This is a genomic window from Psychromonas saccharinae, assembly GCF_051201515.1.
In the GTDB taxonomy this organism is placed as follows: domain Bacteria; phylum Pseudomonadota; class Gammaproteobacteria; order Enterobacterales; family Psychromonadaceae; genus Psychromonas.
In genome coordinates this window covers 250,356-262,342 of the sequence record NZ_CP195153.1, presented here as the reverse complement: position 1 = coordinate 262,342, position 11,987 = coordinate 250,356, and the positions used below count along the sequence as shown (strand labels likewise).

Below are 11,987 nucleotides of genomic sequence, written 5' to 3'. Positions count from 1 at the left end.
ATGCTACAAGTTCAATAAAAATAAAAGAACTTAAACTAACGAGCCTAAGTAAACATCATTAAACAACAAAAATAAAACTATTTATCAACGACTTAAAATTTCAACCTACACTTGTAGCCAAAATGTAACCGGCCCATCGTTAGTCAAGGAAACTTGCATATCTGCAGCAAAAATACCATTTTCCACAACAATGCCCATTTCTCGACAATACGTATTAAACAGTTCATACAATCGGTTTGCTTCAGCAGGATCAGCACCATTTGAAAAGCCAGGACGATTGCCTTTTTTCGTTTCGGCTGCCAATGTAAATTGTGAAACGACGAGTAAATGACCGTCTGCTTGTTGAACATTAAGGTTCATTTTATCGTTTTCATCAGAAAAAATACGATAAGCTAACACTCGCTGAGCAAGTCGTTGACATTTTTGTTCATCATCACCTTTCTCAACCCCAAGTAAAACTAATAAACCACCTTCTATCTGCCCAACTGTTTCACCTCCAACATCGACTTGAGCATGGCTAACACGTTGAATTAAAGCAATCATGATTCATCTTCCTTCTGCACAACCAATTCATTTTCTTTATTAAATTCTTCTAACGTTGCGGTAACTTCAGCGCCCATTAAAACGATTAGCCATATAAAATATGTCCAAACAAATAGAATAGGGATAACAGCCAATGCACCATATATGAGTTGTTGGGTGGGGAAATTGGTTATATATAAACGAAACAGATCCGTCGCAAAGGTAAATAATAATGAAGAAACCAGCCCACCAATTAATGCATGACGAAAGGTCACTCGTTGATGTGGAACCACCGCATAAATTCCAGTAAAAGCCAACCAAGCGAAGATAAACGGCATTAAGCTTAGCAGTTGTTGGCCAAAGGAAAGAAAACCAGATTCACGAAATGAAGCAAAAAGGTAAGAGCTCAGTGCAATACTGCCACCGATAATAATGGGACCAAGGCTTAAGATCGTCCAATAAATTGTAAATGCCTGAATGAGTGAGCGTTTTTTAGTACAACGCCAAATACGATTAATCGTTTGATCAATAGTTGAAATAAGCAGTAATGCAATAACGATTAATGAAGCAATCCCCATCATGCTCATCTGTTTGGTATTTTCAATAAAACCACTCATGTGCATTTTAATTGCATCACTAGAAGTCGGCACAAAATTATTATAAATAAGGTTTTCGATGATTTGATTCAGCTCTGAAAACATCGGAAAAGCTGAAAGTATATAAAAAATAACGGCCAATAACGGCACAAGAGAAAGTAAAGTAACATAGGCTAAATGCCCTGCAGGCACCTTAAGATTATCCTCTCGACTACGTTTAAATAAAAAAACAAAGTAGTCGTAAGTTGTTTTACCTTTATCCATTACTGTTTGTTTATCTAATTTCACAATGTTTCCTTTGGCTATCTTAAAAGGGAATATATTTCACTAACTCTAGTCTTGTTTTAGCACAAAAAAAAGGCCTTACCGAAGTAAGACCTTATTAATAATCAATTTATTAATCGATTATTATTTTGCAGGACGAGCTGCACGTTTACGTTCGTTTTCTGTCAATAATTTCTTACGAATACGAATACTTTCAGGTGTTACTTCTACCAATTCATCAACATCGATAAACTCTAACGCCTGTTCAAGCGTTAATTTAATTTCAGGTGAAAGTGTTTGTGCTTCATCTGTACCTGATGCACGTACGTTTGTTAATTGCTTACCACGTACACAGTTTACGGTTAAATCGTTATTACGGTTATGAATACCGATAATTTGACCTTCATAAACTTCAACACCGTGACCAAGGAATAAACGGCCGCGATCTTGTAAGAAGAATAACGAGTAAGTTACCGCTTTACCTGTTGAGTTAGAGATCATTACACCATTTTGGCGTTGACCAATTGTACCGCCTTTATGTGGGCCGTAGTGATCAAAGCTATGGTATAACAAACCTGAGCCTGATGTTAATGTCATAAATTCAGTTTGGAAACCGATTAAACCACGACTTGGTACCATAAAGTCTAGACGTACACGGCCTTTACCATCTGGAGTCATGTTAGTTAACTCGGCTTTACGAATACCAAGTTGCTCCATCACGCTACCTTGATGTTGATCTTCAACATCAACGGTCATCGTTTCCATTGGCTCATGCAATTTACCGTCAATCATACGTTCAATAACTTCAGGACGAGATACTGCTAGCTCGTAACCTTCACGACGCATATTTTCAATCAAAATACCTAAGTGTAGTTCACCACGACCTGATACTTTAAATTTATCTGGGTCATCAGTTTCTTCAACTTTCAATGCAACGTTATGTACTAATTCTTTTTGTAAACGGTCAAGAATGTTACGTGAAGTAACATATTTACCTTCTTTACCACAGAATGGAGAAGTGTTTACTTGGAACGTCATGGTTACCGTTGGTTCATCAACAGTTAATGGTTCCATTGCTTCAACATTGTTTTGGTCACAAATAGTATCAGATATTTTTAACTCACCTAATCCACTAATTGCAATGATATCACCCGCTTCAGCGACAGCAACATCATGACGCTCAAGTCCTAAGTAACCTAATACTTGACCAACTTTACCTTTACGCTCTTTACCATCACTACCGATAATAGTAACTTGTTGATTAACTTTTACGCTACCACGTTTAATTCGACCAACACCAATAACACCAACATAAGAGTTATAATCAAGTTGTGAAATTTGCATTTGGAAATCACCATCACGATCAGCATCTGGTGGAGCAACACCATCAACGATTGCTTGGAATAATGGTTCCATATTTTCTGTTGCTTCTTCAGATTCAGTACTTGCCCAACCGTTTAATGCAGAAGCATAAACTACTTGGAAATCTAACTGCTCATCCGTTGCACCTAGGTTATCGAATAAATCAAATATTTGATCCATTACCCATTCAGGGCGTGCACCAGGTTTATCAATTTTATTAATAACAACAATTGGTTTTAAGCCGTAAGCAAACGCTTTTTGAGTTACAAAACGCGTTTGTGGCATTGGACCATCTACTGCATCAACGATTAAACACACACTGTCTACCATTGACATGATACGCTCTACTTCACCACCGAAGTCGGCGTGTCCAGGAGTATCAACGATATTGATATGGTAATCGTTCCATTCAATTGCAGTATTTTTCGCAAGGATAGTAATACCACGTTCTTTTTCTAGATCGTTAGAATCCATAACGCGTTCTTCAGTACCACCACGAGAGTCTAATGTTCCCGACTGCTCAAGTAATTTATCAACCAAGGTCGTTTTACCGTGGTCAACGTGAGCAATAATGGCTATATTTCTTAATTTATCTAACGACATGATGCGCCTCAAAAGTTTCAATTGATGAAAAAAATACCAATTAGATGAATTTAGCAATTTGGGTTTATCCATACTGAACTCAGCTAATTGGTATAACGCGCACATTGTAACCATTATTAGAAAAATAGAAAGTTTTAAGTATGTCACAATTAAGATAAGTCGCTTATTATTTATCAAATAAAGCAATTTCTGGGATTAAAATAATCTAATTCATTTAGCCGACCCATCACGCACCATAAAGATCCACGCAAGCACCAATAAGGTGCGTTGATTTGGATTTATCCCACTAAAATTCATCTCTTGCTTTAAATTGGTCTTTTTAAAAATATTTTTACTGTTAAATATTTTTAAATGTTGCAATTTCTTGGTGAGAGAAAATTTCTTTGCACCATTTACCCACAAAATTTAAGTTTATTTTTGTTTACGTCTAAAAATTCGTAGGCAAATGCAATTTTTTACTTATATCAAAGACTATAAAAACTAATATTTAAATATAAACGCATCAAATAGCCAAAAAACGCAATGGAAACAGAAAATAAATAAAAATGATTATTATTAAATAATTTATTTCACCCTCGCCGCACCAACCAAGTGCAAAAAAAACAACAAACATCCAATAATTTTTAAGCGACAGAGTGATAAATAGAGAAATACAGATATAAATAAATATATAAAAACGCCTACAATTAAAAAACAATCAATTATAATTCATATGGTTATGATTAATTCTATACACTGTAAATTAGTAATACAAAAACACTAGCCCCAAAATAATGCATCTGGCTTAATAATTGCTTTCTATTTTCTATGATTTAATTTCTTAATTATTTTCAATAAACAAAGCTGCTCTATCACGAGCCCACATTTTATAAGCAAGGAGCCCCACATGAGTGGAAATCAAACCCGTCTTCAAGCAATTGATATAATCACAAACCGCCAACCGACTGCGGTAGATAAACCTAAAGCACTAGGTAAAATTTGGGCTGAAGACGTTTTTAACCTTCAAAAAATGGAAGAAGCATTATCAAAAAATGCATTTAAAGCAATTAAGAAAACCGTACAAACAGGTACTGCTTTAGATTCAGCAACAGCAGACGTTGTTGCAGCAGCAATGAAAGATTGGGCAATTGGTAAAGGAGTTAAATTCTTCTCTCATATTTTCTACCCAATGACAAATATCACTGCTGAAAAACATGATGGTTTCATCATTACTAACTCTGATGGCGGTGCAATTACTGAATTTACAGGTAGCCTATTAATTAAAGGTGAACCAGATGGTTCTTCTTTCCCTAATGGTAGCCTACGTATGACCAATGCTGCACGTGGTTATACAGCATGGGATCCAACAAGCCCTGCTTATATTATGCACACTGAAAATGGTGCTACATTAATGATTCCAAGTGTATTTATGTCTTGGACTGGTGAAGCACTAGATAAAAAAATCCCATTACTTCGTTCAAATTCAGCAATGAATGATGCAGCACAAAAAGTACTTTCATTAATGGGTGAAGAAGAAATAGCAACGCTAAACTCAAGTTGTGGTGCAGAACAAGAATACTTCCTTGTTGATGAAAACTTTGCTAATGCACGCCCTGATTTATTATTAACAGGTAGAACATTATTTGGTGCACCATCTGCGAAAGGCCAACAATTTGATGACCACTACTTCGGTGCAATCCCTGCACGCGTACAAGTGTTCATGCAAGATTTTGAAGATACGCTTTATAAATTAGGCATCCCAGCTAAAACTCACCATAATGAAGTAGCTCCTGGTCAATTTGAAATTGCACCTTACTACGAAGCAGCAAACGTTGCAGCCGATCATCAACAATTATTAATGACTGTTATGAAGAGCACAGCGAAAAAACACGGTTTCCTTTGCACACTTCATGAAAAACCTTTTGCTGGTATCAATGGTTCTGGTAAACACGTTAACTGGTCAGTGGGTAACAGTACACAAGGTAACCTTTTAGATCCAGGTAGCACACCACACTCAAACCTTAACTTCTTACTATTCTGTGGTGCGGTAATTCGTGGTGTACATAAATACGGTCCTTTATTACGCGCGGTTGTTGCAACGGCATCAAATGACCATCGTTTAGGTGCAAATGAAGCGCCACCAGCTATCCTTTCTGTTTACTTAGGTGAGCAATTAGAAAACGTATATAAAGATATCCAAGCAGGTAAAATCGCAACATCAGCGACTGGCGGCTTGATGGATTTAGGTCTATCACAAATTTTACATTTTGAACGTGATCCAGGTGACCGTAACCGTACTTCACCATTTGCGTTCACAGGTAACCGTTTCGAGTTCCGTGCAGTAGGCTCTTCGCAATCTGTATCAGGTCCACTTGTTGCAATGAATACTATGCTTGCTGATTCATTAAATTGGATTGCAGAAAAACTAGAAGCAGCATTAGCTGGCGGCGCAGAAAAAAGTGTTGCGGTTATTAGCGTATTAAAAGAGCTAATGGAACTTCATGGTAATGCAGTATTTGGTGGTGACGGATACTCAGAAGAATGGCATAAAGCAGCCGTTGAAGAACGTGGTCTTAAAAACATTCCTACAACAGCTGATGCACTACCTATTTACCATGATCAATCTGTTATTGATTTATTCGACAAGACTGGCGTTTTCTCTCCAATTGAATTAGAAAGTCGCTACGAAGTCTATGCAGAACAATACATTCTAACGATTGATGTAGAAGCAAACCTAGTGTCGGATATTGCAACAACAAAAATCTACCCAACTGCAGTCAGTTACTTGTCTGAACTAGGCTTAACATCTTCATCGATGGCTGATTTAGGTATTGAACTTGATACTTCACTAACGATTTCTATCGCAACTGAAACAAACAGCATGATGGCAGCCGTTGCAGAACTTAACGATGCAATTGCTAAAGAAGATTTTGCAGATACTGAAGCGCATATGCATTTCTGTGCAGAGACTATTCTACCATTAATGGCAACTGTTCGAGAGCATGCAGATACACTTGAAGGTTTAGTGGCAGATGAATTATGGCCACTACCTAAATATCGTGAAATGTTATTTATTAAATAATAATTCTCGGATTTAGTACCTAATAATTTAAAAAGAGCTTCTGGTAAGCTCTTTTTTTATCACTAAATTTCTACTTTGAGCAAACTATATCTATTTATTTAAGGACAATATGAGAATAAAGTGATTAAATTAAGTACTCTATAGTGCTCTGTGGCCATCTTATAAAGCTTGGCTAACAATAATATTAAAAGAAAAAATATTTTTATATCAAAGGATGACTGCAATGAAAAATTGGACATTATTGTTTAGCACATTTATTTTTATCTTTTCATCTACTGTCCTAGCGGAAAGTAAAATTTACCATTGGATTGATAAAGATGGAGAAACCCATTTTTCAGATACCGCTGCACCTGAAAGTAATTCTCAAGAAGTTAATATACGCAATCAGAATTTATTTATTAATACCGATAAAAATCAAATAGAAAGCGAAGGTGCTGACATTCAATTAGAAGTACTGAACGAGCAGAAAAAGATTTCTTATCGTGCAGATATCACTTCCCCCTCTGAAAATACAACCATTCACAGTAATGAAGGCACAATTAATATCCAAGTATCGATAACACCTGAGAAAAAAATTGATGATACATTACAATTATATCTAGACGGTAAAAAAATCGGCGAGCCACAATTATCTTCAACGATGCGAGCCCTTAATATTGACCGAGGTACACACCAAATCCAAGTTTTCGTACTTGATAAAGCAGGAAATCTACTCACAAAAACACAAATTGTGACGGTTTATATGCAAAGAACAATCGTAAATAGAGCAAATTAGAGTCTATTTTTTGATAGTTCCGCAAGAAAATATTGTCCTTTAGAATCAATAAGATTAATGGCACAGTTAATGCTTATGTTATATTAAGTTACCTTAATTAATCATGAATAATGTTATCAGAAGAAGAGAAAACGCTACCACTTGCACTGCTAGAAGAAGCGAACACCGCGTTTGCTGTTATTGATGCAGATCTCAAACTCGTCTATGCGAACCCTGCGAGTGAATTACTGCTGTCCCAAAGTACTCAGCGACTTTACCAATTAAATTTAAAGCAACTTGCCAAGTATTATCATTTCAATCCAAGTAATATTGAAAAAGTATTTGTTGATAGAAATTCATTTACAGAAAATGAAGTGACTTTAAAAATAGATAGTTCTCCTATTTTAATTGCGATTAGCGCCACTCACCTTAGCTTTAAAGACGATGATTACGTTATTTTAGAAATGCGCTGTATTGAGCAACAACGTAAATTTAGTCAGGTACATTATCAAGATCATCAGCAAAAAGTTGCAAAGGACTTAGTGAGAGGACTTGCCCATGAAATCAAGAACCCACTAGGGGGATTAAGAGGCGCAGCACAATTATTAGAACATGAATTAGCCGATCCCGAACTCAAAGAATTTACTCAAATTATTATAGAGCAAGCAGACCGTTTAAGTTCACTTGTTAATCGCTTACTCGGTCCTCAAAAACCAGGTATACGTGCTCACCATAATATCCACCTAGTACTTGAAAAAGTACGTAAATTAGTGTGTTTGAATCTACCAGATTTAATCAAAATTAAGGTCGATTATGATCCGAGCATTCCAGATATTGAAATGCAACCCGATCAGCTACAACAAGCGTTTCTCAATATTATGCAAAATGCGGTGCAGGCATTAAGCACCAATACGCATCAAAAATCTCAGATCACCATAAAAACACGTACAGCTCATCAAGTGACAATTAATGGTTTACCTCAAAAAGTAGCGGCAGAAATACGCATTATTGACAACGGCCCCGGTATTCCTGATAGCTTAAAAGATACTTTATTTTATCCAATGGTAACAGGACGTAGCGATGGCACCGGACTCGGGCTTTCAATTGCGCAAGAACTAATTAAACAACACAATGGCCGTATTGAATGTCAAAGTGTTGTTGGACATACCGAATTTTTAATTTACTTACCAATGAACGTTTAAGGAGAGCAGCAAATGGCTACAGCTTGGATTGTCGATGATGACCATGCAATTCGTTGGGTATTAGAGCGAACATTAAAGACTGAAAACATTGAATATGCGAGCTTTCCCGATGGGGAATGTTTATGGCAACAATTACAAACAGAACAACCTGAAGTAATTATTTCAGATGTGCGTATGCCAGGAATTGATGGATTGTCACTAATGGAGCGAATTCATGAACGCTTTCCATTAATTCCAATTATTATTATGACAGCCCACAGTGACTTAGACAGTGCCGTTAATGCTTATCAAAGCGGTGCCTTTGAGTACCTTCCTAAACCCTTTGATATTCATGAAGCAACGGCACTTATTCAACGCGCCATTAGCCATAGTTTAGAATTAAAGCAAAAGAAAAAGCCGCCTGAACTTGCTGTTTCTATGCCTGAAATAATAGGTGAAGCGCCAGCGATGCAAGAAGTTTTTCGAGTAATAGGAAGACTGTCTCGCTCGAGTATGAGTGTGTTAATCAACGGGCAATCGGGTACAGGTAAAGAGCTTGTCGCGCATGCATTACATAAACATAGCCCACGCAAAAACCATACATTTATTGCCCTGAATATGGCCGCTATTCCTCGGGAATTAATAGAAGCCGAGCTTTTTGGACATGAAAAAGGCGCATTCACTGGCGCGGCAAATAATCGCCAGGGACGCTTTGAACAAGCCGATGGTGGCTCATTATTTTTAGACGAAATTGGTGATATGCCACTGGACGTGCAAACACGCTTACTCCGAGTCTTAGCAGATGGCCAGTTTTATCGTGTAGGTGGGCACCAAGCAATTCAAGTAGATGTTCGAATTATTGCCGCGACTCATCAGGACTTAGAGCAAAAAGTCAAAGATGGCGATTTCCGTGAAGATTTATTTCATCGCTTAAATGTTATCCGTATTCATATTCCACCTCTGAAAGAGCGCCGTGAAGATATTAGCTTGCTAGCACAGCACTTTTTGAATAACGTAGCCGCTGAATTGAATGTAGAAAGCAAGCAGCTTACCGAGGAAACAAAAGAGTATTTAAGTCAGCTTCCTTGGCCTGGTAATGTGCGTCAGTTAGAGAATATTTGTCGTTGGTTAATGGTGATGGCCAGTGGTCAAGAAGTACATATCACCGATCTACCACCAGAATTAAGTAACCAAGCAACAGAAAAAAGTAACAGTGAAAGCCCATTATGGCAAAGAAGCTTAGAGCAATGGACATTAACTGAATTAAAACAGGGCGAGAAAGATGTGCTGGCTAATGCCTTGCCTGAATTTGAACGAATTATGCTTAAAGCAGCGCTGTCTTTTACCCAAGGTAAAAAACAGGAAGCGGCAAAATTATTAGGCTGGGGTAGAAATACCTTAACTCGTAAGCTAAAAGAGCTGAATATTCCTTAATCGACAAAAAGATAAAATACTAGAAAATTTCATCATCTCTAGTATTTTTTCTTTTAATCAAGCGTTTACATATTCTCCTTTATCTCCTAACCACCGCTTACAAAGAGGCTCGATTAAATCCGGATATGAGCGAATAACGTCCACTGCAAGTTGTTGAGCCTGAGGTATTAAATGTTGATCTCGCATTAGGTCTGTTATTTTAAACTCTGCTATCCCCGTTTGCTTTGTCCCCAGTACTTCACCGGGTCCGCGAATTAAAAGATCCTGTTCTGCAATATAAAAACCATCATTACTTTCACGTAAAATCTGTAGCCGTCTTTGTGCTGTTTTAGATAAAGGGCTCTTATAAAGTAAAACACAATGACTCGCCACACTGCCTCTGCCTACTCGCCCTCTAAGCTGATGTAATTGCGCTAAACCAAGCCGCTCAGGATTTTCAATAATCATAAGACTAGCATTGGGCACATCGACACCAACTTCAATCACCGTCGTCGCCACGAGAAGATCTAGCTCCCCAGCTTTAAAAGCATCCATCACATATTGCTTTTCAGCCGCTTTCATTCGACCATGAACTAATCCTATATGTAAATCCGGTAACGCCAGTTGAAGATTATTGGCGGTATCTTCTGCGGCTTGGCATTCTAGTACCTCGGATTCCTCAATAAGGGTGCACACCCAATAAACTTGCCGCCCTTCATTTTTACAAGATTGATAAACACGTTGAATAATATCATCACGCCGAGTTTCCGCTAACGCGACTGTTTGAACCGGCGTTCTACCTGGTGGCAATTCATCAATAACAGACACGTTTAAATCTGCATAGGCTGTCATTGCGAGTGTTCTTGGAATAGGCGTCGCAGTCATGGTTAATTGATGTGGTGCGAGTGCATCATTTTGACCTTTTTCACGTAACGCTAAACGCTGATGAACACCAAAGCGATGTTGCTCATCAACAATAATTAATGCGAGATTATTAAATTCAACATTATCTTGAAACAGTGCATGAGTACCAATGACCATTTTAGATAACCCAAGAATGATATTCTCTAATTGTGACCGTTTTTCTTTAACTCGCATTTTTCCATTTAACATGCCAACACGAATATTTAATGGTTCAAACCACTGCGTAAAGTTAATAAAATGCTGCTCTGCTAATAATTCCGTTGGTGCCATTAACGCCACTTGATAGCCTGATTCAATCACATTTAAAGCGGCCAATGCAGCGACTAATGTTTTACCTGATCCGACATCACCTTGCACTAATCGTAACATTGGCACAGCCTTCACTAAATCAGCTTGGATCTCTTGAGTTACTCTTTGTTGCGCCCCCGTTAGCGCAAATGGCAAATGAGCTAAGAGCTGTTTTTGTAATACGCCAGAACAATCGATCGCATTAGCACTATGTTGTTGCACATTATTACGCATAGACAACATACTAATCTGTTGAGCTAATAACTCTTCAATAATTAAACGCTGATGGGCGGGATGTGTTTTTGCTTCTAGCTGCTCAATTGACGCATCTGGAGGAGGACGATGAATATAAAATAACGCATCAGTTAAGCTTATCGGGTGTGCTAATAAATTTGTCGGCAGCAATTCCTCTATTTTATTTTGTTTAAGAAAAACTAATGCTTGATCGGTTAAATTGCGTAAACTATTTTGTTTTAATCCCTCGGTGGCAGGATAAACCGGCGTTAAAGATTCTTCCACTTGACTATTTTCAATATGATCAAATAATGAATAATCTGGATGTGTCACCTCAAAACCTTGAAAACCTTGTCTAAATTCACCAAAACATTTCACTTTACGCCCGACACGAAAACTATTTTTCTGTGCTGCATTAAAATTGAAAAAATTAAGTGTCACCGTACCACTGCCATCACTTATTTTGCATTTTAAAATACGACGTTTACCCATCTGTACATTACAACTGAAAACTTCTCCCTGCACACTCACCTGCATGCCATCTTTGAGTTCGCCCATAGGATAAAGACGCGTTCTATCCTGATAATGTAACGGTAAATGAAAAAGTAAATCCGCGATACTATTCAACCCTAACTTTGCGAGTCTTTCCGACGCTTTCGCACCGACACCTTTGAGCGTATCTAAAGGTACTTTTTCTAATTTCATTTTCCCTCCTAGGCAGTTACACTACAAAACACTATTATCTTCGACATTATCGCAATTACATTATTAATCAAGGCTATAAC

Annotated in this window: 8 protein-coding genes; 4 read left to right on the top strand and 4 right to left on the bottom strand. The window is 37.6% G+C overall.

The window, feature by feature from the left end; genetic code table 11:
- Positions 1–105 precede the first annotated feature (105 nt).
- From dtd to typA, 3 genes are all read right to left on the bottom strand, one after another.
- Entirely contained in the window at positions 106–543 is a 438-nt protein-coding gene (gene dtd, locus ACR30L_RS01280) for a D-aminoacyl-tRNA deacylase (protein WP_435236242.1), read from the bottom strand.
- Positions 540–1,406 (bottom strand): virulence factor BrkB family protein, encoded by an 867-nt coding sequence (locus ACR30L_RS01275; protein ID WP_435236241.1) that lies wholly within the window; start codon positions 1,404–1,406, stop codon positions 540–542. Before ACR30L_RS01275 ends, dtd begins: the two co-directional genes overlap by 4 nt.
- A gap of 120 nt (positions 1,407–1,526) precedes the next feature.
- Complete coding sequence (gene typA / locus ACR30L_RS01270; RefSeq protein WP_435236240.1) at positions 1,527–3,347, bottom strand: translational GTPase TypA; 1,821 nt, start codon at positions 3,345–3,347, stop codon at positions 1,527–1,529.
- An 886-nt stretch (positions 3,348–4,233) separates the two neighbouring features.
- On the opposite strand from typA, the gene ACR30L_RS01265 reads away from it, so the two are divergent.
- The 4 genes from ACR30L_RS01265 (at position 4,234) to glnG (ending at position 9,777) form a co-directional block, all read left to right on the top strand.
- Entirely contained in the window at positions 4,234–6,408 is a 2,175-nt protein-coding gene (locus ACR30L_RS01265) for a glutamine synthetase III (protein ID WP_435236239.1), read from the top strand.
- A 223-nt stretch (positions 6,409–6,631) separates the two neighbouring features.
- Positions 6,632–7,183 (top strand): DUF4124 domain-containing protein, encoded by a 552-nt coding sequence (locus ACR30L_RS01260; RefSeq protein ID WP_435236238.1) that lies wholly within the window; start codon positions 6,632–6,634, stop codon positions 7,181–7,183.
- 110 nt (positions 7,184–7,293) lie between these two features.
- Positions 7,294–8,364, top strand: a complete 1,071-nt coding sequence (gene glnL / locus ACR30L_RS01255; protein ID WP_435236237.1) for a nitrogen regulation protein NR(II) — start codon at positions 7,294–7,296, stop codon at positions 8,362–8,364.
- A 12-nt stretch (positions 8,365–8,376) separates the two neighbouring features.
- Positions 8,377–9,777, top strand: coding sequence for a nitrogen regulation protein NR(I) (gene glnG, locus ACR30L_RS01250; RefSeq protein ID WP_435236236.1), 1,401 nt, complete (start codon positions 8,377–8,379; stop codon positions 9,775–9,777).
- Positions 9,778–9,834: 57 nt separating this feature from the next.
- Here the strand turns inward: glnG and recG are convergent, their stop codons facing one another.
- Entirely contained in the window at positions 9,835–11,907 is a 2,073-nt protein-coding gene (gene recG / locus ACR30L_RS01245; protein ID WP_435236235.1) for an ATP-dependent DNA helicase RecG, read from the bottom strand.
- Positions 11,908–11,987 lie beyond the last annotated feature (80 nt).

Bases quoted from the DNA above. Each gene is read 5' to 3' on its own strand.
- dtd (WP_435236242.1), bottom strand. From the start codon at position 543: ATGATTGCTTTAATTCAACGTGTTAGCCATGCTCAAGTCGATGTTGGA.
- typA (WP_435236240.1), bottom strand. From the start codon at position 3,347: ATGTCGTTAGATAAATTAAGAAATATAGCCATTATTGCTCACGTTGAC.
- ACR30L_RS01265 (WP_435236239.1), top strand. From the start codon at position 4,234: ATGAGTGGAAATCAAACCCGTCTTCAAGCAATTGATATAATCACAAAC.
- ACR30L_RS01260 (WP_435236238.1), top strand. From the start codon at position 6,632: ATGAAAAATTGGACATTATTGTTTAGCACATTTATTTTTATCTTTTCA.
- glnL (WP_435236237.1), top strand. From the start codon at position 7,294: ATGTTATCAGAAGAAGAGAAAACGCTACCACTTGCACTGCTAGAAGAA.
- glnG (WP_435236236.1), top strand. From the start codon at position 8,377: ATGGCTACAGCTTGGATTGTCGATGATGACCATGCAATTCGTTGGGTA.
- recG (WP_435236235.1), bottom strand. From the start codon at position 11,907: ATGAAATTAGAAAAAGTACCTTTAGATACGCTCAAAGGTGTCGGTGCG.